Origin of the sequence: Serratia sp. UGAL515B_01 (genome assembly GCF_033095805.1) — a bacterium.
Classification (GTDB): Bacteria; Pseudomonadota; Gammaproteobacteria; order Enterobacterales; family Enterobacteriaceae; genus Chania.
This window is the reverse complement of the sequence record NZ_CP109901.1, coordinates 3,185,020-3,206,153: the sequence shown is the minus strand read 5'-3', so window position 1 is coordinate 3,206,153 and position 21,134 is coordinate 3,185,020. Positions and strand designations below refer to the sequence as shown.

21 protein-coding genes are annotated in these 21,134 nt (G+C 48.7%); 17 read left to right on the top strand and 4 right to left on the bottom strand.

Features of this window, described 5'->3' with window-relative positions:
- The first annotated feature begins 30 nt into the window (after positions 1 to 30).
- The 13 genes from gspD to gspS all read left to right on the top strand — a co-directional run bounded on the left by gspD (position 31) and on the right by gspS (position 11,413).
- Positions 31 to 1,980: a type II secretion system secretin GspD gene (gspD, locus tag OK023_RS14480; RefSeq protein WP_317697734.1), complete on the top strand. Its 1,950-nt coding sequence runs from the start codon at positions 31 to 33 to the stop codon at positions 1,978 to 1,980.
- Complete coding sequence (gene gspE / locus OK023_RS14475; protein ID WP_317693394.1) at positions 1,977 to 3,482, top strand: type II secretion system ATPase GspE; 1,506 nt, start codon at positions 1,977 to 1,979, stop codon at positions 3,480 to 3,482. Before gspD ends, gspE begins: the two co-directional genes overlap by 4 nt.
- A gap of 1 nt (position 3,483) precedes the next feature.
- Positions 3,484 to 4,707: a type II secretion system inner membrane protein GspF gene (gspF, locus tag OK023_RS14470; protein WP_317693393.1), complete on the top strand. Its 1,224-nt coding sequence runs from the start codon at positions 3,484 to 3,486 to the stop codon at positions 4,705 to 4,707.
- Between the two features lie 16 nt (positions 4,708 to 4,723).
- The gene (gspG, locus tag OK023_RS14465) at positions 4,724 to 5,155 is read left to right on the top strand and encodes a type II secretion system major pseudopilin GspG (RefSeq protein ID WP_317693392.1); all 432 of its coding nucleotides are present in this window, start codon (positions 4,724 to 4,726) and stop codon (positions 5,153 to 5,155) included.
- Positions 5,156 to 5,176: 21 nt separating this feature from the next.
- On the top strand, positions 5,177 to 5,728 hold the full coding sequence (gene gspH, locus OK023_RS14460; protein WP_317693391.1) for a type II secretion system minor pseudopilin GspH: 552 nt from the start codon (positions 5,177 to 5,179) through the stop codon (positions 5,726 to 5,728).
- Complete coding sequence (gene gspI, locus OK023_RS14455) at positions 5,725 to 6,090, top strand: type II secretion system minor pseudopilin GspI (protein WP_317693390.1); 366 nt, start codon at positions 5,725 to 5,727, stop codon at positions 6,088 to 6,090. The genes gspH and gspI overlap by 4 nt, the downstream gene beginning before the upstream one ends.
- Positions 6,087 to 6,686 carry a type II secretion system minor pseudopilin GspJ gene (gene gspJ, locus OK023_RS14450; RefSeq protein ID WP_317693389.1) on the top strand — a complete coding sequence of 200 codons (600 nt, stop codon included), beginning with the start codon at positions 6,087 to 6,089 and terminating at the stop codon, positions 6,684 to 6,686. The genes gspI and gspJ overlap by 4 nt, the downstream gene beginning before the upstream one ends.
- Positions 6,683 to 7,660, top strand: a complete 978-nt coding sequence (gspK, locus tag OK023_RS14445; protein WP_317693388.1) for a type II secretion system minor pseudopilin GspK — start codon at positions 6,683 to 6,685, stop codon at positions 7,658 to 7,660. Before gspJ ends, gspK begins: the two co-directional genes overlap by 4 nt.
- On the top strand, positions 7,657 to 8,847 hold the full coding sequence (gene gspL, locus OK023_RS14440; RefSeq protein WP_317693387.1) for a type II secretion system protein GspL: 1,191 nt from the start codon (positions 7,657 to 7,659) through the stop codon (positions 8,845 to 8,847). The genes gspK and gspL overlap by 4 nt, the downstream gene beginning before the upstream one ends.
- Positions 8,840 to 9,328 carry a type II secretion system protein M gene (locus OK023_RS14435; RefSeq protein ID WP_317693386.1) on the top strand — a complete coding sequence of 163 codons (489 nt, stop codon included), beginning with the start codon at positions 8,840 to 8,842 and terminating at the stop codon, positions 9,326 to 9,328. The genes gspL and OK023_RS14435 overlap by 8 nt, the downstream gene beginning before the upstream one ends.
- Positions 9,318 to 10,061 carry a type II secretion system protein N gene (locus OK023_RS14430; RefSeq protein ID WP_317697732.1) on the top strand — a complete coding sequence of 248 codons (744 nt, stop codon included), beginning with the start codon at positions 9,318 to 9,320 and terminating at the stop codon, positions 10,059 to 10,061. Before OK023_RS14435 ends, OK023_RS14430 begins: the two co-directional genes overlap by 11 nt.
- 22 nt (positions 10,062 to 10,083) lie before the next feature.
- Positions 10,084 to 10,938, top strand: coding sequence for an A24 family peptidase (locus tag OK023_RS14425; protein WP_317693385.1), 855 nt, complete (start codon positions 10,084 to 10,086; stop codon positions 10,936 to 10,938).
- A gap of 82 nt (positions 10,939 to 11,020) precedes the next feature.
- Positions 11,021 to 11,413 (top strand): type II secretion system pilot lipoprotein GspS, encoded by a 393-nt coding sequence (gene gspS / locus OK023_RS14420; RefSeq protein ID WP_317693384.1) that lies wholly within the window; start codon positions 11,021 to 11,023, stop codon positions 11,411 to 11,413.
- 16 nt (positions 11,414 to 11,429) lie between these two features.
- Here the strand turns inward: gspS and gspB are convergent, their stop codons facing one another.
- Positions 11,430 to 11,978 (bottom strand): type II secretion system assembly factor GspB, encoded by a 549-nt coding sequence (gene gspB, locus OK023_RS14415; protein ID WP_317693383.1) that lies wholly within the window; start codon positions 11,976 to 11,978, stop codon positions 11,430 to 11,432.
- 1,092 nt (positions 11,979 to 13,070) lie between these two features.
- Here gspB and OK023_RS14410 point away from each other — a divergent pair.
- The 4 genes from OK023_RS14410 to OK023_RS14395 all read left to right on the top strand — a co-directional run bounded on the left by OK023_RS14410 (position 13,071) and on the right by OK023_RS14395 (position 17,643).
- A complete protein-coding gene (locus OK023_RS14410; protein ID WP_317693382.1) occupies positions 13,071 to 13,832 on the top strand; it encodes a fimbria/pilus periplasmic chaperone in 762 nt (253 codons plus the stop codon).
- Positions 13,833 to 13,859: 27 nt separating this feature from the next.
- Complete coding sequence (locus tag OK023_RS14405; protein WP_317693381.1) at positions 13,860 to 16,364, top strand: fimbria/pilus outer membrane usher protein; 2,505 nt, start codon at positions 13,860 to 13,862, stop codon at positions 16,362 to 16,364.
- Positions 16,365 to 16,537: 173 nt separating this feature from the next.
- Positions 16,538 to 17,035 carry a hypothetical protein gene (locus tag OK023_RS14400; protein WP_317693380.1) on the top strand — a complete coding sequence of 166 codons (498 nt, stop codon included), beginning with the start codon at positions 16,538 to 16,540 and terminating at the stop codon, positions 17,033 to 17,035.
- Positions 17,036 to 17,154: 119 nt separating this feature from the next.
- Complete coding sequence (locus OK023_RS14395; protein WP_317693379.1) at positions 17,155 to 17,643, top strand: hypothetical protein; 489 nt, start codon at positions 17,155 to 17,157, stop codon at positions 17,641 to 17,643.
- 64 nt (positions 17,644 to 17,707) lie between these two features.
- On the opposite strand, the gene OK023_RS14390 is transcribed toward OK023_RS14395, so the two are convergent.
- The 3 genes from OK023_RS14390 to OK023_RS14380 all read right to left on the bottom strand — a co-directional run bounded on the left by OK023_RS14390 (position 17,708) and on the right by OK023_RS14380 (position 21,124).
- On the bottom strand, positions 17,708 to 18,097 hold the full coding sequence (locus tag OK023_RS14390; RefSeq protein WP_317693378.1) for an SHOCT domain-containing protein: 390 nt from the start codon (positions 18,095 to 18,097) through the stop codon (positions 17,708 to 17,710).
- Between the two features lie 171 nt (positions 18,098 to 18,268).
- Positions 18,269 to 19,372, bottom strand: a complete 1,104-nt coding sequence (locus OK023_RS14385; protein WP_317693377.1) for a hypothetical protein — start codon at positions 19,370 to 19,372, stop codon at positions 18,269 to 18,271.
- A gap of 300 nt (positions 19,373 to 19,672) precedes the next feature.
- Positions 19,673 to 21,124, bottom strand: a complete 1,452-nt coding sequence (locus OK023_RS14380; RefSeq protein ID WP_317693376.1) for an alpha/beta hydrolase — start codon at positions 21,122 to 21,124, stop codon at positions 19,673 to 19,675.
- Positions 21,125 to 21,134 lie beyond the last annotated feature (10 nt).

Genomic DNA, 21,134 nt, shown 5'->3' with positions numbered 1-21,134 from the left:
TTTAAAAAAGGGATAATCAGGAGCTTACGCATTCTGGTGTTGGCTACCGTGCTGTTGGGTACAGGGTCAGGATGGAGTGCTGAGTTTTCGGCCAGTTTCAAGGGGACGGATATTCAGGAGTTCATTAACACCGTCAGTAAAAATCTGAATAAAACGGTGATTATTGATCCCTCCGTGCGCGGCACGATCACAGTACGCAGTTACGATATGTTGAACGAAGAACAGTATTACCAGTTCTTTCTCAGCGTGTTGGACGTCTACGGTTTTGCCGTTGTGGATATGCAGAACGGCGTGTTGAAAGTGGTACGTTCAAAGGATGCCAAAACCTCTGCGGTGCCGGTCGCTAATGATGCCGAACCTGGACAGGGCGATGAGGTGGTGACGCGCGTAGTGCCGGTTAATAACGTAGCGGCCAGGGATCTCGCCCCTTTGCTGCGTCAACTCAACGACAATGCTGGCGCGGGCAGTGTGGTGCACTACGAGCCTTCCAACGTACTGCTGATGACCGGACGTGCGGCGGTGATCAAGCGTTTGATGGAGATAGTTGAGCGGGTAGACAAAGTAGGCGATCGCAGTGTGGTGACCGTGCCTCTTGCGTATGCTTCAGCGACCGAAGTGGTCAAACTAGTGACCGAATTAACCAAAGATGCCAGCAAATCGGCAATGCCGAGCCTAATGACTGCCAACCTAGTCGCCGACGAACGTACCAATTCGGTGTTGGTCAGTGGTGACCCTAACTCCCGTCAGCGCATTATCACCATGATCAAGCAACTGGATCGCGAGCAGGCGGTGCAGGGTAATACCAAAGTGATTTACCTCAAGTATGCCAAGGCGACCGATCTGGTTGAAGTGTTGACTGGCGTCAGCAGTAGTATTCAAAACGAACAGAAGGATGCGAAACCTGCCGTGGCGTTGCGCAAAGATGTCACTATCAAGGCACACGAACAGACCAACGCCCTGATCATCACCGGTGCACCAGATGTTATACGCGATCTTGAAAAGGTGATTGCGCAGTTGGATATCCGCCGAGCTCAGGTGCTGGTTGAAGCCATTATTGCCGAGGTACAAGATGCTGATGGTCTGAATCTCGGCATTCAGTGGGCGAATAAACACGCAGGGGTGACTCAGTTCACCAATACCGGGTTGCCGATCACTACCGCGATTGCCGGGGTCAATCAGTACAATAAAGATGGCACTCTCAACAACAGTATGGCCAGTGCCTTGAACAGCTTTAGCGGTATTGCTGCCGGTTTTTACCAGGGCAACTGGGCAATGCTGTTGACCGCACTGTCTAGCAGCAGTAAGAACGATATTCTGGCAACGCCGAGCATTGTAACGCTGGACAACATGGAGGCGACCTTCAACGTGGGTCAGGAGGTGCCGGTATTGTCGGGTTCACGAACCACATCGGGCGATAACATTTTTAATACCGTGGAGCGCAAAACCGTTGGTATCAAACTGAAGGTAAAACCACAGATCAACGAAGGGGATTCAGTGCTGCTGGAAATCGAGCAGGAGGTTTCCAGCGTGGCGGATTCAGCTTCCAGTAGCAGTGCTAACCTGGGGGCGACCTTCAATACTCGAACGGTAAATAATGCTGTTTTGGTGGGCAGTGGCGAAACCGTGGTTGTCGGGGGGTTGTTGGACAAAACCGTACGCGACAGCGTTGATAAGGTGCCCGTCCTTGGCGACATTCCCGTGCTGGGATACTTATTCCGCTCCAATAGCCAGAAGGTTGACAAGCGCAACCTGATGCTGTTTATCCGCCCATCGATTATCCGCGATCGCGATGAGTATCGCCGTGCCTCATCGGCTAAATATCAGGCGTTTAATCAGGAACAGCAACAGTTACGTGGCAAAGAAACCCAAGGGTTAACCCTGAACAACGAAGTATTGAAGTTGCCTGCGGATCAAAATGGGGCCACTTTCCGCCAGGTCAATTCGGCGATCAGCGCGTTCTATCAGCGAGGAGAGCAATGAGTGATACCTTAGCGGAAAACGGTGAATTACGCCCTCAACTGCCTTTTGCCTATGCCCGTGCGCAACGCATTTTGCTGCTGCATGGTCAGGCCGGGTATCATGCGCTTTGCGTTGCCGATACCGCGGGTAGTGCACTACTTGAAGCTCGCAGGGTGGCGGGAGATGCAATTACCGTCAGTACGCTCACTGCTGAAGAGTTTGAGAAGCAACTGGTTAGCAGCTATCAACGTGACTCGGAAGAGGCGCGGCGCATGATGGCTGACATTGGCAACGAAATGGATTTTTACACGCTGGCTGAAGAACTGCCAGACAGTGATGACCTGCTGGATGCTGACGATGATGCGCCGATTATTCGTTTGATCAACGCGATGCTGACCGAGGCGATTAAAGACAAAGCGTCGGATATCCACATTGAAACCTATGAACGTCATCTGCAGATCCGTTTTCGGGTGGATGGCGTGCTGCGCGAAATCCTGCGGCCCCAGCGGCGGTTGGCATCGTTGTTGATATCCCGTATCAAAGTGATGGCACGGCTGGACATTGCGGAAAAACGCGTTCCACAGGATGGCCGCATGGCATTGCGCATCGGTGGTCGAGCTATCGACGTGCGTGTTTCCACCTTGCCTTCCAATTATGGCGAGCGGATCGTATTGCGTTTGCTGGATAAAAATAGCGTTAACCTCGATCTGAACACCCTGGGTATGTCGCAGCAAAACCAGCGGCAGATCGATGAACTTATCCAACGCCCCCACGGTATTATTCTGGTGACTGGCCCAACAGGCTCCGGCAAGAGTACCACGCTGTATGCGGCACTGAGCCGGTTGAATGCCAGTGAACGCAACATCATGACAGTCGAAGATCCTATCGAATACGAATTGGACGGTATCGGCCAGACTCAGGTCAACCCTAAGGTGGATATGACCTTCGCCCGTGGCTTGCGCGCTATTTTGCGTCAGGACCCCGATGTGGTGCTGGTGGGGGAAATTCGTGATAGCGAAACTGCCCAGATTGCGGTGCAGGCTTCGCTGACCGGTCACCTGGTTCTATCAACCCTACATACTAATAGTGCGTTGGGGGCACTGTCGCGTTTGCAGGATATGGGGATCGAACCCTTCTTACTGTCAACTTCACTGTTGGCGGTGTTGGCACAGCGTTTGGTGCGTACCTTATGCCCTGATTGTCGCCACCCCTATCAGGCGGATGCGGTGCTGGCTCAGCAGATGGAGATCCTGCCTGGAACCACTGTTTGGCAGCACAAAGGGTGCCCACAATGTAACTTTACCGGTTATCGGGGCCGAACAGGAATTCATGAACTGCTCTTGATTGACGAGCGGGTTCGCGCTGCCATCCACCGAGGTGAACGTGAGTTCGCTATTGCCCGCCAACTGCGTAATGAATACGTGACGCTGCGCCGCAGCGGTTGCGAAAAGGTGCTGGCGGGAGAGACCAGTTGGGAAGAGGTGGTTCGCGTCACGGAAAGCCAGCTTCAGGAAGAGGTGTGATATGGCACTGTTCCATTACCAAGCGTTAGACCAGCGCGGCAAAAAACGCCGGGGTGTACAGGAGGCGGATTCAGCCCGCCATGCACGCCAACTTCTGCGGGAGCAAGGGCTGGTTCCCGTGAGTCTGGATGAAGGGCAGGATGAACACCAACGTGCCCGCAGCGGTAAACGTATCCTATGGCAGCGCGGCATTAGCAGTGCCGATCTGGCGTTGTTAACCCGGCAACTGGCGACGCTGGTGGCCGCTTCGCTGCCGCTGGAAGAAGCACTGGATGCCGTTGCGAAACAGAGTGAAAAACCACGCCAGCGGGCGCTGATGGCGGCAGTTCGTACCAAGGTGTTGGAGGGGCACTCGCTGGCGGAAGCGATGGGGGGCTATCCCGCCAGCTTTGAGCGCTTGTATTGTGCCATGGTGGCGGCGGGGGAAGCCTCTGGCCATTTAGACCTGGTATTGAACCGGTTGGCCGATTATACCGAACAGCGCCAACAGATGCGTACGCGTATTATGCAGGCGATGATTTATCCCTGTGTACTGACCGTGGTTGCCATCAGCGTGATTGCCATTTTGCTTTCTGCCGTAGTGCCCAAAGTGGTTGAGCAGTTCGTTCATATGAAACAGGCGTTACCGCTCTCTACCCGCATGTTGATGGCATTGAGCGACGGTGTACGGACTTTTGGCCCTTGGTTACTGCTGCTGATACTGCTTGGCATATTGCTGATGCGCATGCTGTTGCGTCAGGATACGCGCCGCGTGGCTTTTCACCGTCAATTGCTGCGCCTGCCGGTCATTGGTCGTATTGCCCGAGGCCTGAATACCGCGCGCTATGCTCGAACGCTCAGTATCCTTAATGCCAGCGCGGTACCGCTGTTACAAGCGATGCGTATTAGCGGTGAAGTCTTGACCAATGAATACGCACGCAGCCAACTGACCATCGCTACCGAATCAGTGCGTGAAGGGGTGAGCCTGCATCGGGCTTTAGAACTGACCGCACTGTTCCCACCGATGATGCGGCACATGATCGCCAGCGGTGAGCGCAGTGGTGAGCTAGATAGCATGCTAGAGCGTGCGGCAGATAATCAGGATCGTGAGTTTTCTGCCCAAATGCAATTGGCACTAGGGTTGTTTGAGCCTTTGCTGGTGGTCAGTATGGCGGGCGTTGTGTTGTTTATTGTTTTGGCGATCCTGCAACCGATCCTGCAACTAAATACCTTGATGAGTTCCTAAACTAATGGAGATAAACATGCAGCAACAGCATCAGCGTGGCTTTACCCTGTTGGAAATTATGGTGGTAATTGTGATCCTTGGCGTCTTGGCCAGTCTGGTCGTGCCCAACCTGATGGGGAACAAAGACAAAGCAGACCACCAGAAAGTGGTCAGCGACCTGGTGGCGCTTGAAAGCGCGTTGGACATGTATAAGCTCGATAACAGCCGCTATCCCACCACTGAGCAGGGGCTGCAAGCGTTGGTGAGCAAACCGTCTGCCCAGCCGGAACCGCGTAATTACCCTCAAGACGGCTATATCCGCCGCTTACCGCAGGACCCGTGGGGGGCTGATTACCAATTGTTAAGCCCAGGGCAGCACGCTCAAATAGATATTTTCTCTTATGGGCCGGACGGCATGCCGGACACTGAGGATGACATTGGCAACTGGACAATCGGTAATAAGAAGTAGCCAGCTAAGGGACGCGGCCTAGTGCGTGAGCGCGGTTTTACACTGTTGGAAATGATGTTGGTGGTGCTGCTGATTGGCAGTGCTGCCACTCTGGTGATGATGTCATTTCCTGCCGGTCAGAAGAATACCCCACAACAGCAATTGGCACGTTTTCAGGCTCAGTTGGATTTTGCTCTGGACGACAGCCAACAAAATGGTCAGGTGTTGGGGATACAGGTACGGCCGAACGGCTGGCAGTTCAAGATCCTGCGGCAGCAAAAGCCAGTAAGTAGTGACGTGCCGTCGGGCTCTGATGTCTGGCAGGGGTATGCCTGGCAAGAGTGGCAACCGCGCCGTGCGGCATTGGGCAATGAACTGCCTGAGGGTATGCAACTTGAACTGCAGTTCCCAGGTCTTCAGGATTGGCCGTCTGCGAATGCTGAAGCGACAGAACCGGATATCATGCTGCTTCCTGGTGGGGAAATTACGCCGTTTAAACTGCTTTTTTTGCGAGCGGATAGCGACCCTGAAGTTTGGCTACAGGTTGATAAGAATGGAGCAGTGACTACTTCAGAGCATGAGGCCGTAGAGTGAGAAGGCAACGTGGAATGACCCTGCTGGAAGTGCTTGTAGCGCTGGTGGTGTTTGCGCTAGCGGGGTTAGCGCTGTTGCAAACCACGGCACAGCAAGCGAGCGGTATTGGTCGCATGGAGGAAAAGATACTGGCGAGCTGGCTGGCGGATAATCAGCAGGTCCAACTGCATTTGGAGCATGTCTGGCCGGAGAAGCGTTGGAGCGAAAAAACGGTCACTTTTGCCGGGGAACGTTGGTACCTGCGCTGGCAGGGTGTCGATACCCAAATCAGTCAGATGCGTGCACTCGATGTTGAAGTACGCCGTAAAAAGGAAGACGAGTCCGCGTTAGTCTTTTTGCGTAGCTACGTGGTGCGCAAATGAAGCGTAAAAAGGCACAGGGTTTTACCCTGCTGGAAATGCTGTTGGCTCTGGCGATTTTCGCTGCGTTGAGCATTAGTGCATTCCAAGTATTGCAGGGCGTTATGCGTAATGACGAGATTTCTCAACGCAAAGTGCAACGCCTGGCTGAGCTGCAACGGGCGTTTGTGCAGATGGACAAGGACTTTGGCCAAATCATTCCACGCCGTAGCCGTGGCAGTGAGCGCATGCTTTCTGCCGCACGTTACCAATTGCAGAGTGAAGATTGGGCGGCCTCTTTCACGAGAAATAGCTGGCAGAATCCTTTGGGTACGCTGCCAAGATCGGAATTACAGAGCGTAGGCTACCGCCTACGCAATCATCAGTTAGAACGATTGAGTTATTCCCATACGGACCCGCAGGAGGGGGAGACACCGGTGATGAAGGTATTGCTCACCGACGTCAGCGCTTTTCGACTGAGGTTCTTTTCCAAGGGGGCCTGGCTGGATAGCTGGGATAATCCAGCAACGTTACCACAAGGGATTGAGGTAACGCTAACGGTGAACGGCTTGGGTGAACTTACCCGCTTGTTCGCTCTCCCTGAGGGGCCGAAAGAGTGAAGTCTCGGCAGAAAGGCGTTGCGCTGTTGGTGGTGCTGTTGATCCTTGCCCTGATGGTTACGGTTGCTGCTACCATTGCAGAACGTAATGGGCGGACTTATCTGCGCACGGTAGCGCAGTTGGATCACCAGCAGGCGAAATGGTATGGCGTTGCTGCAGAGGCGCTGGCAGGGACCATTTTGCAAAGAGACATGCTGGATTCACCGAATAAAACGCATCTGGCACAAAACTGGGCGCAAGATGAACGTCGATTCCCGGTTGAAGGCGGGGAAGTGTTGGGGCAAATCGTTGATGCTCAAGCCTGCTTTAATCTTAACGCCATCAATCAAGGAGCAGAGGGACAGGCAGGTATACCTTACCCCGCCCAGGTATTTACGCAGCTATTAATCAATCTAGGAGAAGAACCGCTGCGGTCTGAACAGGTGACTGCCGCCCTGCGCGATTGGATAGACAGCGACAGCGAACCCGGCATCAATGGTGCGGAAGATGATGTTTATATGGCGCTGGATGAGCCTTACCTTCCAGCCAATCAACCGATGAAGGATGTTAGCGAATTGCGCACGGTCTATGGCGTTGACACCGGTATTTATCAACGGTTGTTGCCTTATGTGTGCGCACTGCCAACACAGAAGTTACTAGTGAATGTAAACACTTTACGTATCTCTCAAACGCCTTTAATGGTGGCACTGTTTCTAAACGAACTTTCTTCAGCAGAGGCTTCGCAGTTATTGCAACAGCGACCACGTGAAGGATGGAGCAGCGTGGCAGAATTCTTGACTCAATCGTCGTTACAGGCATTTGATACCACAGCTGCCAAGCCAATGCTGGCGGTTAAAAGCGACTTTTTTCTCGCTAATTTCAGCGTGCTGATGGGAAATAACCATTTTAGTCAGCAGAGTTTATTGCAGAATGCAGGCAATAGTTTTCATGTGGTACAGCGGAAATACGGATTAAGCATGATGGTGATGCCTTGACTGAGAATATAAAGCGCAACGGAGAAGCACGGTTGATCCTGCGGTTACCCAGTACCGATACCCAGCCGATACAGTGGCGATGGGCTCACCGGCAAGGGAACCTGGCTGCAGGAGAGTCTGACCCGGAACTGGCACGTCTACTGGCCACTTACCCCGCATGGGTACTGGTTCCGGCAAGCGAGTTTGCTTTCCATCAGGTGACGCTGCCGCGACGGGCACGACGTCAGAGCCTGCAGGTGTTGCCGTTTATGCTGGAGGAGCAACTGGCAACAGATGTCGAGCATCTTCACTTTGCCATTTTGCAACAAACGGGTGACCAGTGTGACGTCGCGGTGGTAGAGAAATCGGCCATGCAGCGCTGGATTGCCCGCTGTGAGCAACTGGGGGTTCGCATACAGGCATTACTCCCCGACGTGCTGATGCTACCGCTGGTTGCTGACGGTTGGAGTGCTGTTTGCCTGAACGATCAATGGCTGTTCCGCCGGGAGGCTCATGCCGGGATGATAGTGGAATCCTCTTGGCTGCCTGAATTGTTGGCGATATGGTCACCATCGTTTATCGCCAGTTATTCAGCGCCCCCATCAACGACGGTAGGTACGCTCGAATGGCGTGAGCAACCAAGGCGGGATTTATTGCAACTGGCGGCAGAAGGTGAAGTTTATCATGGTGCAGATCTACGTCAGGGGGAGTTTACCCGTGCTAGCCCTTGGCGTGCGGGTTTACGCCCCTGGCGCCCGGTGATGCTGGTGCTGGCGGGCTACTTACTGTTACTGAGTGTCGATGCAGGATTGTCGCACTATAGGCTTTGGCAACAGGCAGAATACTGGCGGACGCAGAGTGTGCGGCTTTACCAACAACTGTTCCCGGCAGAGAAAAATGTGGTTAACCCACGGGTACAAATGCAACAACATTTGCAGGAGTTACAACCTATCGGACAGACCGGGTTGAACGAGCAGATGCGTCAGTTGCAGCAGTTGATCGCCAAAAACTCGACAATCCATCTACAGGCGTTGTCCTATGACGCCGGTCGTAAAGAAATGAAAATCGATCTACAAGCTCCCTCATTCCAAGCTTTGGAACAGTTCCAGAACAGTATTGGGCAGCATTATCGGGTGCAACCTGGTGAAGTTAAGCAGGGTCAAGGCAGGGTAGAGAGCCGATTGATTCTGGGGATACAGGATGAATGAGCTAAAACGCCGTTGGTTGCAGATCAGCCCCCGTGAACGTGGGCTGCTATTGGGATGCGGGGTGTTGATTGTCCTGAGCTTGTGCTACTACACGCTATGGCAGCCTTGGCAACAACGGGCAGAGCAGTGGCAGCATACTATCTCACGTGAGAAGGATACGGTGGAATGGATGTCTCAGCAGGCTCCACGCCTGCGCCAGCAAACACCTCCCCCGGTGCAGGGCGAACCGATCAGCCTGTCGGCTACGGTGACGCGTAGTGCCTCAGCTCAGGGGATCATCATTGCCCGTATACAGCCGCAGGGAGAACGGTTGGCTGTTACTCTTGAACCAAGTGATTTTAACCGGTTGATGCTTTGGCTCACCCAGTTGGAACGACAATATCGTATTCGTATCCTGGCCTTTGATGTGGCGGCAAAGCCTGAAAAACCAGGATGGGTAGCGGTAAACAAACTGATGCTGGAACACAGTGATGGGCGCTAAAGCGAAAAAAGTTGTCCTGTTGCTGGCCTGCTACCTGCTGTTGCTGTGTTGGAATGCCCCTGCACAGGTGTTGCGGAATTTTTTGCCAGCGGATATGCGGATTGGTAGTTTCGCCGGTTCACTATGGCAAGGCAGCTTGCGCCAATTTAATTGGCAGCAGCTTACACTGGCAGAAGTGAACTGGCAGATTACGCTATCCTCATGGCGGCCCGCATTGAAGCTTGAACTGCGTGGTCCGCAGGGCATTCAAGGCGCTGGGACATTGCGTGGCTGGTTTAGTCTTCAGCTGTATCAATGGCAGTTCTCAGCCCCGGCAGATTGGCTACAGCAACAGTTACCTTTGCCGCTGCCGGTTACTGCTCAAGGTAACCTACAACTGCGCTTACAGCAGGGGGAAATTGGCCCTGGCGGCTGTGTGAGTCTCATCGGCGGGGCGATCAACTGGCATAATGCCCAGTTGGAGACCCCTTTAGGTGCAGTTGAACTGACTCATGTTCAGGGGCGATTAAGCTGTGATAAGAAAGGAGCGCTTGCATTGGTGCTGAAACAGAACTCTGCTCATCTGAGTTTGACGGGGCAAGGCAATCTTGGATTCGACGGACGCTATCAGTTCAATGGTCAATTACGCGGTGGTCCTGAATTACCTAATGTTATTAAACCGCTGATGAATCAGTTAGGTAAAGCTAATGACCAAGGGCAGATCGCTTGGCAGGTTCAGGGACGCGTCTTGTGAGCCGCAACGACAGGGAGGTTTTATGAGTTTGCTGTTGAATTTTACAGAGGCTTTTCCTCTGATCTGGCTGTGTTCGGTAGGGGGGCTCGGTGCGATTGTTGGCAGCTTTCTGAACGTGGTAATTTACCGGTTGCCCGTGATGCTGGAGACGCGCTGGCAACGTGAGGCGTTGCTACAATTGGCACAACCTTTGCCAGAGAATACACCACGTTTTAACCTGCTGTTACCACACTCTTGTTGCCCCCGTTGCCAGCAACCGATTGTGGCCAGGGATAACGTTCCACTGTTGAGCTTTTTGTGGTTAAAAGGTAAAGCCCGTTGTTGCGGTGCGCGCATTTCTTGGCGTTACCCATTGGTTGAACTGGCCACGGCCAGTTTGTTTATGCTAGCGGCGGCGGTTTTGCCGTTGGGCATGCCGTTAATGGGAGTCTGGATATTTCTGTCGTTTTTACTGGTGTTAGCGGTGATTGACCTCCGTACGCAACTGTTACCCGATGCGCTGACGTTGCCACTGCTATGGATTGGGCTGTTTTTTAATCTGCAAGGGCATTTTGTTGATCTGGAAGAGGCAACGGTAGGCGCAATGGCGGGTTATCTGTGCTTATGGGCCCTGTTCTGGTTATTCAAACTGGCGACAGAAAAAGACGCGCTTGGCTATGGTGATTTCAAATTGCTTGCCGCGTTGGGGGCTTGGTTAGGCTGGCAGGCGTTGCCGCAGGTGGTTCTGCTAGCTGCGAGCTGTGGACTGGTATTTACTTTGGTGCAACGTGTTGTAACACGCAAGAGTTTCGACCAGCCCTTAGCCTTCGGGCCCTGGCTGGCGTTGGGCGGTGTAGCTTGCATGTTGATGTCTTTAAACGTCGTTGGGCTGTGGTAACGTGGGGTTAGCACCCTTATTAATATTTTCCACTGACAAGCGGTAGTGGATTGGGTGGAATGGAATTAGGGAAAATAACAATATGATTAAGTTACCTCTATTTGTGCGCTTTACTTCTGTGCTGTTTGTTTTGGGCGTTGTGGGTTGCCAGCAACCGCACTCCTTACGCCAGAATAAATCCGTGCCCCTTAATGTTCAGGTGGAACAGCTCGCTTCGGTAGTGGCTGGCACTAAATACCTTAAATACAAGTGTAATCGCAGCGATTTACCTGCGGATGCGGTGATCAACCAGGTTGCTAACAAGGTGGCAAAACAACGCGGCTGGGACCCGTCGGCGTATGCGGCACTGCCTCAGCGTAGCGAGGCTATTTATCAGAGCTTAGCTAAAGACAGTACACCAGAACAGACTAAATGTAGTAGTTTTAACAGCCTGTTGGCCCCTTTCACCGATGAGTTGCGCAAAGAAGCGCGGTGAGCCCTTGATGTTGGGTTTACCTTTCAGTGGAATTTGCCACATCAACGTTGCCACCAGGCCAGTCCTCTAACGCATCAAGCGTGAACACCTCACCGTTAAAATCGAAGATAGTCACATCCTGCTGGATTTGTTCAATGGTGAGGTTAGGAGCGGGACTGTCACCTTCTTTATAGCGCTGCCCATTCATCGTTATGCTGCGTTTTTCATCCTCAGAAGCGTAAATATGGGCGCTGTAATGTAGTACGGGCAGTTCATCACTAGCCAATGCCTTTGCCTGCGGTGGTTGAACTGCTGTGCTGTTTTGCTTTGCGGCGTCTTTTTTGGCTACTACGGTTACATCAGGTTTAACCTGCGCAACGTGGTTTTGCGCTACGGCGGAGGGGACGACCTTCGCGATCGTGACTGCCGTGTGATCGAGGATTGGGCTGCTAAGCCAATGTTCCCTAGAAAACCAGCCTAACGCGATAAATAGCAGTGCATATATAGGTAGGAGATAATGAGGAATAAACAGTCCTCTGGTGTCATGTTTCCTGACTTCTGGTGCTGATTCCGTTTGCTTGTCCACGACCCTAAGCCCTTACGTTAATGCATTTTGCAATAGCCAGAGGCTCTGCAAATTATTGGTATAGGAAGAAACTATCTTTCCGGCTGGTGCGGGTCAAGAGTAGTTTAGATATGCTTTATGTTAATTTATTGTTATTTAACAATTTTTAATTAAGTTGATTGAATTTTGCGCTTATATGGTTTAAGCGTCTCTTGGATTTTATGGCGTGACCTTTAACTTGCCTAGATAGCCGACTGTTGAGTGCACGGATGCGCGATACGAGCCCCAGGAAGGGGTTGCTGAGTTGTTCGCCGCTTATTTGGCCCACCCAACCTCGCGGCTCACGCCTTGCTCTGCGCGCAAATTACCGCCAGCGGCGCTCGCGTGCAATTGAGGGACGCAGCCAGGATACCATCGAAATCCTAAACGCCTGACAACGGTGCCCGTGTGCCATTAACGGGTACAGATTATACCCGTCATACTTGAAGTTGCTTGAGTGTTGGCTTTCCACGCTCACCCCAGTCACTTACTTAGTTAAGCTCCTGAGGATTCACTGCGTTGCTGCCTTCATGCAACTCGAATGATTTAGAGTATATAGCATTTGTTTGATACTCAATAATAGGTATTAATCTAAATAAGATATTCATCCATTTTTATACTATTGTTGAATAAATCACGCTTGCTTAGATAATTTTCCTAAAAGGGCGTTATCATCAAGGCTAAATTAATTTTCTTCAGGAATGTATTGTCCTATAGGACATCCTGAATAATAGCCTTGATCCATTGATGTTATTTATATATATATTAAAATATAAATTTACCAATCATATTTCAATTTATTTTTATAAAAAACCATTTTATATCAGTGACTTAAGAAAATGGAGTGTGCCGCATTGGTAAATAATGAAAATGATTTACCTAATTAACTATCAGGTTGCGTTAATTATTCATTGTAACTAAAAAGTACTTAAATGCTTTATATGAAATATTTTTATACATAAGCTTGATTATAGTAATAATGCAATTTATTATGCGGATAACATTGGACGTTTTATCTATCTGTGTTTTTTTACTTAGAATGTTTATCTGAAGATAGTCTATATGGAGATTTTAATGTCAAAACATCTCGGATCTGTAAATTACGTAGCGATAGCATTGGCTTTTTTATTCAGTATCAATGCTTATGCTAAAGCCAATATTGAAACGAAAACTAAATCATTTTCTGTCGAATTGAATACGTCAAGAATAGTCTATCTTTCTGGAGCAAAGAATGTCACGTTCAGTGTTAATAATCCTCAGGATTACCCTATTTTAGTTAGATCAACTGTCGTAAAGGAAGATAAGAAAACAGCGGCACCTTTTATTGTTACACCACCGTTATTTCGCTTGGATGCAAAACAAACCAATAGTTTGAGAGTGATACAAACCGGCGGTAGTTTTCCAGAAAACAAAGAGACTTTACATTGGCTTTGTATTGCAGGAATACCACCTAAAGAAGATGATGTCTGGGCTCAGAGGGGACAAACAAAAAGTAACGATGATATTGCTCAACTGAACGTTAAAATTAGTGTTAACAATTGCATTAAATTATTTGTAAGACCGCAAAAAATTAAAGGCGATATCGATGAAGGTTACGCCTCGTTGAAATGGCAGCGCAAGGGGAATGTGATTGTTGCCCAGAATCCTTCGCCTTTCTATATAAGTATTGCATCAATAAAAATTGGTGGGAAAGAGTTACCCGATATGGATTATATCGCTCCTTTCTCCAGCCATGAGTTTGCGCTTCCGCAGGGGGCTAGTGGGGAAAGGGTTGCTTGGCAAGCCATAACGGATTACGGTGGAAAAACGAAAACCTTCGAGAAAAAAATACAATAAAACTGCTTATTTTTACAAATTTATTTTATGGATAATAAACAGCTCGTCGTATTGACTGTAGCTATGCTTTTCTTAATTCAGGGTAATTGTAAGGACTACGATTTTGATGTCAGCGCATTGGGCGAGAGCTATAAGGATGTTGATTTATCATTACTCAGCGAAGGGGGGCAGCTACCTGGTATTTATACCGTAGATATTTTAGTTAATGGTGAAAAAAGAGATACCCGAGAAATGTATTTTAAACAAGCCCGAGGGAATGATAATCAGGTAAGCTTGCAGCCCTGTATTTCAACCAAGCTACTCAGCAGTTATCGTATCAAAACTGATGATTACCCTGATTTAAATCATTCCACGGGGCAGGGTGAGGCTGATTCAGCTTGTGCCGATCTATCGGCTATTCCGAATGCTAACGCGACATTTGATTTTAATAATCAGCAGTTGTATTTGAGTATTCCTCAAATAGCGCTTTATTCTGAATCGCACGGTTTAGCGCCAGTAGAACAATGGGATGATGGGATCCCGGCTTTGTTACTTAATTATCGAGCCAATACTAATCGGGTAGAGCTTCACAATCTGGGGCAATCCAACACCTCAAGTTATTTACAATTGAATCCAGGTATCAACATTGGATCATGGCGCTTGCGTAACCAGGTGAACTGGCAACGTCTAAGTAACGGAAGTTCGCAATGGCAGAACTTGTATACCTATGCAGAGCGAGGGTTTTATAAGTCAAAAAACAAGTTAACCCTTGGTGACAAAACTACGCCTGATAATATTTTTGATAGTTTGCCCTTTCGTGGTGTGATGCTGGGTTCCGATGATAGTATGGTTCCTGCAGATCAGAGAGATTATGGTCCTGTGATACAGGGGATTGCCAGGACGTTAGCCCGAGTAGAGGTTAGGCAAAATGGTTTCGTCATTTATAATGCGACGGTGGCGCCAGGGCCTTTTTCCTTAACGGATATTAACTCCTATGATTTCGGTGGAAATCTCCAGGTGACGGTATGGGAAACGGATGGTAAACCACAAGTATTTTCTGTGCCTTACCAGAAGCCTGCGATAGCCTTGCGGCAAGGCTATCTTAAATACAACGTTATGCTGGGCCGCTACCGCTCATCGCAGGCTGCAGAAGCCAAAGAAAAAATTGTTCAGGCAACTATGATGTATGGTTTGCCTTGGGATCTGACTGCCTATGGCGGTGGGCAATTTGCTCAAGGCTACGCGGCTTTGGCGTCAGGTTTGGGGATGTCCCTCGGTCTGATGGGGGCGCTTTCAATAGATGTGATGCAAACCCGCGCAGAGGTATCAGACAGGAATAGAGAAACGGGTCGTATTTGGCGTTTAAGATACAACAAGATGATTTTATCATCGAATACCAGCCTGTCTGCCAGTTATAATACTTATACTAATAAAGGTGTTGCTTCATTTAATGAATTTATGAATCAAAAAAATAATTTATTAAATATCGCAGGGAAAACAAAAGCAAAAAAATCCATGACTGCATTGACGTTGAGTCAGCCATTGTCAAAATATGGGTATTTCAACTTCAGTATGTTGAAAAATAATTATTATAATGCTGCACATGATAGCTCAATTAGCGCAGGTTATTCGTTTAATTTTTTTAGAGCTAACGTGTCACTTAATTTTTCACTGAATAAAAGTATAAGGGAAAATAACATAACCCAAACGGATAAGTTAAGCAGCTTGTGGGTTTCTATTCCTCTCGGAAATTGGTTAAAAACACCGGCTAACATGACGCTGCAAACATCGTTATCTGATAATAGACGTAGCACAATACTGGGCCTTAACGGCCAGGCTGTTGATCATCAGTTGTACTGGGATATGCGCCAAAGTGTGACTCAAAACAGGGAATCTAAAAGTACTAATACTGACAGGTCACTTTTTATGACTTGGTACGGTGGTTACGGCCAGGTATCGGGTAACTATCAGTACAGTGCCGAGATGCGTCAGGCAGGTGCTGAGATTGATGGTAGCCTTATTGCCCATCGTCACGGTTTTACCTTCGGCCAACCTTTAGGGGAAACCGTCGCACTGATAGAAGCGCCAGGTGCGACAAATGTTCCTGTAGGAAATTGGCCTGGAATAAAAACGGACTTTCGTGGCTATGCTGCGGTCTCTTATTTAAATCCCTATCAGGACAATATTCTAACGCTCAACCCAGCCTTTTTGTCTGATGAGACGGAAGTGCTGGTTTCTGATGTCTCTGTTGTGCCTACAGAGGGGGCAATAGTTTCTGCTAAATTTGTCACTCGTACTGGTGGCAGAGGGTTAATCCAGCTTAAGCAGACCAACGGAGCGGTTGTTCCTTTTGGCGCATTGGCACAATTGGAAAGTGAAATAGTGACATCAAGTATCGTTGGTGAGGACGGGCAGCTTTATATCTCTGGGCTTTCTGCGAAAGGCATATTAAACGTTCGGTGGGCAAAAGAGAGTTGTAAAGCTGAGTATGTACTGCCAGAAAAAAAGAATGAGGCAGGACTGTATGTAATCTCGGCGTTATGTAGAAGCTGACAGCCTTTATTTTTCGTAATTGGCTAACGCACTAGGTTGAGGTTTTTACGCCTATAGATAGGCTGTTAATATTCATTGGGTGAATAAGGAGGTGAAGATCATTAATTTTTTATTTGCAGTTTTTAATGTGTGATTTTTTAACTTAATAAATATTTAATTTAAAGGAAATGAAAATGAAATTGAATTCAAAAATCAGTATTGCCGCCGTGATGAGTGCCGCGCTTTTCTCTGCTGCTGCCAGTAGTGCAGATTTCACTAATATTACCAGTGGTTCCGCAGAGATTAACGTGGTCGAAAAAACTGTGGTATTAATGAATATAACTCCTCTGGCTGGCTTGGGATCAGGTCAGCTAAAAGAGAATACTCCGCTAGCATCTTTCCTGGCAAGTACCTCTAGCTCTAATGGTTTTGTTGCTGTTCGTTGGGGGAACGGTGCCCACGCTAACTTTAACATTGGTGGAGTAGATATAATTGGGATTCCTAGTAAAACGGATCCTAAAAACATTTTGCCGCTAAAACTGGTTGCACCTGAGTTGAAGCATGTAAAAGATACTGAGTGGTATTCTAATAATAAGTCACGTATCGATGGTCACGTAGTATTGGCGACTCCTCTAGATGTCAAAGCTGGTACCTACGCTATTACACTGGATGCCGCTTCTTACACCCTGTAAAGCAATATACATGGTCTGAATGGGATTTATGTTTGAACCCGTTGAGGCTCATTGTAAATTGTTATCTGATGTTATCAGAATGATGCTGTTTAGGCATCATTCTGACAGGGAGTAACCGAATGACAACTGCATCGAAGTTAGCATCATTACTTGTAGCAGGTGTTGCATTAACAGCGTTTACTGTACAAGCAGAAAGTTCTTTTAACAGTATCACCTCGGCATCTGCAAATTTAGAGATTACCGAAAATAATATTGTGAAAATGGACATAATCAGCTTTGACAACAAGGCGGCAGGTTTTACGGCGGCTGGTACATTGTTTGCTAAGTTCCAGGCCAGTAGCTCGAATAACCAGGATGCTGTTGCGGTTGCCTGGGCGGGAAATTATCTGCCTGCGGGTAATGACGGCGTCATTATTAACGGGGTAAACAATCCCCGTAATCTTGTTATCCTGAAAATTGATTTTCCTGGCAAGCAGATGATCAACGGAACACGCTGGCTGACGGCATGGAAACCTACCATGGCTGGCCAAGTTGTACTGGCAAGTGAGACGTATGTAACGGCTGATACCTATGATATCAGGCTAGAAGCAACCTCTTTTAAACTGTAATGACAGAGGACACCGTTTTTTGGTGTCCTTTTTTAATCTCTTTGGCTGAAACCTGATTAGGGTATCAGGCTAATGCTTTTGCCTTGAGTTGCAAGTATTCACTCTCGGTAATCACTCCGTCATCCCATAGTTTCTTGGCATCAGCAATCTGATCTGCTGGAGATTTACCGGCAACTTCGCGAATGTACGCGTTAGTTGCGGAGACTGACTTTTGTACCTGTGCACGATGGCGTTCAGCCATACCCTTACCTCGCGTAATAAGATAGACGAGTGAAGTGAGCAGAGGAATGAAAAGCAAGAATATAATCCAGACTGCCTTAAATAAACCGCTGAGTTCGTGATCACGGAAAAGGTCAGAGACTACCTGGAACAAGATAAATAGATAAGCCACAAAGAAAAAGATTGAGAATGTTGTCGCCAATATATCCCATAAAGTCAGTAAATGGTTTGTCATTGAAGCTCCTAATAGTCAAAATAATTTGACATCCCCCAGTCACAGATCCCATCCAGCCTCTGGGGGAGTTAGCCTCATTCCTGAGGTTTGCCTTTGAGCGTGGCTGACTGGCTTATCGCTCCGTTGCTGTCATTGCTCCACAATCTTGTTGCTAGGCTACGCTGAAAATCTTTACAGTGGGTAACGCAATATGGCGTTAAGGTCAGCTCCTGAAGGCAAGTCATCATTGCGCACTGCCAATACTCTGGCACCGGTAGCAATTGCTCGTTTGGCTATCTCATCAATCAAACCATAATTTGCTTCATCTTCGCCGCCAGCAAAGGTGAGCACACCATTCTCATCAATAGTTCCGTTGAGGGTACTATCGAGATTAATCAACAACAAATCAATCGCACCGAAAGTTGCAGCCCTTGCCGCGTCTGAAAGATCCTGAGTGACACGGCGTTCTCCTGCTCGTGCATCAAAGCGTAATTTTAAAGTGTTCAACTGTGCCTGGTAGTAATTATCCATTAATGGCCTTACAAGAGTGACCAATTCAGAGACACCAAGATGCTCGGCATTGCTGAATAACGTTTCTTCAGCCAGATTGGGGAGAGTGTTGGTTGAACGGTAGATGGAAGCTAACGGTTCGGTACTGACAAGAATTAATGGTGAGTCATGCCTGGCAAATAGCGGGCGCAATGCCTGATCAATTTGACGTGTATACTGCGCCAGACGAACTTTATGGTGTACCGCACCATGATGATGATCGTTTAACGCCGCGTCTCCCATTGCATCTTTCATTCGCGCTGGCATACCGGATACGGTGACTTCTTCTGCTGGCGCATCAGCAAAGAATTCGATCAACCGTGTCTGATTTTCGGAAAGCGCGAGAATATAAGCCGAATGGGGAAAGGTTAATGCGCGTAACAAGGGCTTAAGATAGAAACGATCGCCAACATCAAGTCGATTGGCGAGTTTGTTGGCTAGCCGGTAAGTACGAATACTGTCTGGAGTCACTAAGACTGCTAGACTGTGTGCATGCAAATCCCAAAATGACTCGTCTTCCAGTACTGAGTGCAATTCCTCTTCTAATAGAGCAACTCGGCGCTTGTCCAGGCCTCTCTCCACAACCTGCTGCAGTGCTTCCTTGATAAAGTTACCAAACTGAATTTTGCTACCCTTAAGTTGCTGGCGAATAGGCGAGGTTTGGAGGTAAATGGAGATGCAGGCATCAGAACGTACATCAGCTAGATAGGAATACTCTTCACGGCTTGGAATATCAACATGGAGCATTTAACACCTCGCGAACTGAGAATTTTTTAATTCTGGCAAATGAAACGACCAAAACTCATTGGCTAGAATCTTAGACAAATGGTATGTGTTTCAATCCCAAGTGTAGACTATCTTTGAACAAATGTTGGCGGCAATGGAGCGAGAAACCAGTCTGGAAGCGATTTGAATCGCACTGACATGGCACACACACAGAGTGAGCTTCAGGAGTAGAAGTTGATTTCCCCCAGAAACGGGCTAAACCCGTAGACTGGGGGAGTACTAACATGCCTGCATTAATCAGCTACTGCGTGACTACAACAGTTATTTCGGCACGGGACCAATGTTCTCATCAATGCGTCTAAGCATATAGGGGAAAAACGGGTTGGAAGAGAGGCGCATTAGCGAATCCAGCCCGACGACTAGCACTGAACGTTCACCACGCGCGGCAAAGGTACCCAGACTGATACCATATTGATTCCGTGGCTGCGGGTAACGCCCATAGAGAGAATCACTCAATGGGAAGGGTAACGCAACGTGAGACAGCGAAAAGATATCTGGCAAATAGGTGATACCGAGCATTTCGGTTGTTTCTGCCGTTTGCCCTGCAGCCGTAGTACGCGCTAGCGTATCAGTGGTTTCTGGTGTCACATTAGTGACAATCGTGGCCTTGTAGTTACGCGGTGGAGGCGGTAGTAGCCTTGGTAATGCGGTATAGGAAGCGGTTCTGAGCAGTGGCCCGAAACTTACCGCCTGGTTCAAATCAAACAACACCACTTCACTACCGTTGGCCGGTAGGTGGTTATACAGGGCGGTAATAACCGCACGGGTACTGACGGTGGAATCCATTACTGATTGGAACGTCAAGATCGGCGGTAATTCCTTGATCTTTTGGTTACGTGAATCGGTAGCAATTTGTTTTTGCAATACCTGAGTGAGTTGGAACGACTGACGTGCCGCATTCACTGGGAACGAATTGTATTTGAACGGATTGAACTCCGGTACAATGCCCAGCCATGCCGCCTTGGCAAATGCCGGGAAAATCGCTGGCCAACCAGCAACGCCAGCAAAACGGGCAAAGCTTGTGACACCAATCATCGGTGAAATCAGTACGACACGCTCTGGTTTTGCCAGCTTGGGATCATCCAACGCATCCAGAGTATATTTCATTGCTAATGCCCCACCGTTGGAAAAACCAACGATGTGCAATGGCACGTCATTACCGGCTAGGCTTCTTGCCTGGCGTACAGCCAAACGGGTAGCTGCCAGCCAGTCCTGCCACTTCACATTTGTTAATGCTCCTGGCACGGTGCCGTGTGCTGGTAGACGAATACCAACCGCTACGTAGCCGTATCGCCGATAGCTATCAGCAATGTGACGCAGGCTGTAAGGGGTATCAGTCAAACCATGTAATAACACCACCGCGCCTTTCGGTTTACCTTGCGGCATCATCATATAGGAGCGGTTCCAGTCGGTAGAGAATTTTTCCGGGTAGATAGGGCTACCAGAATAATAACGGTTCAATGGCGTCCGTGCACTGCTGTCTAACTTATCAGTAACATTTAGCTTGACCTCGTTGAAGATGGCTCTTTCGGCTTTCAAGTAGTCAGCCCAACTGGCTTTATCTATTGCGTCAGCACGCATTTCATCGGGGACGAATGTGTGCCAAAGCTGGAGGGATGGCCCACTCTGCGTATCGTAAATACGCATACCTAATGCACCAATGATTAATAAAATCACTAACAGTGCAATACGCTTTATCCATTTGAGAAACATATGTTCTTCA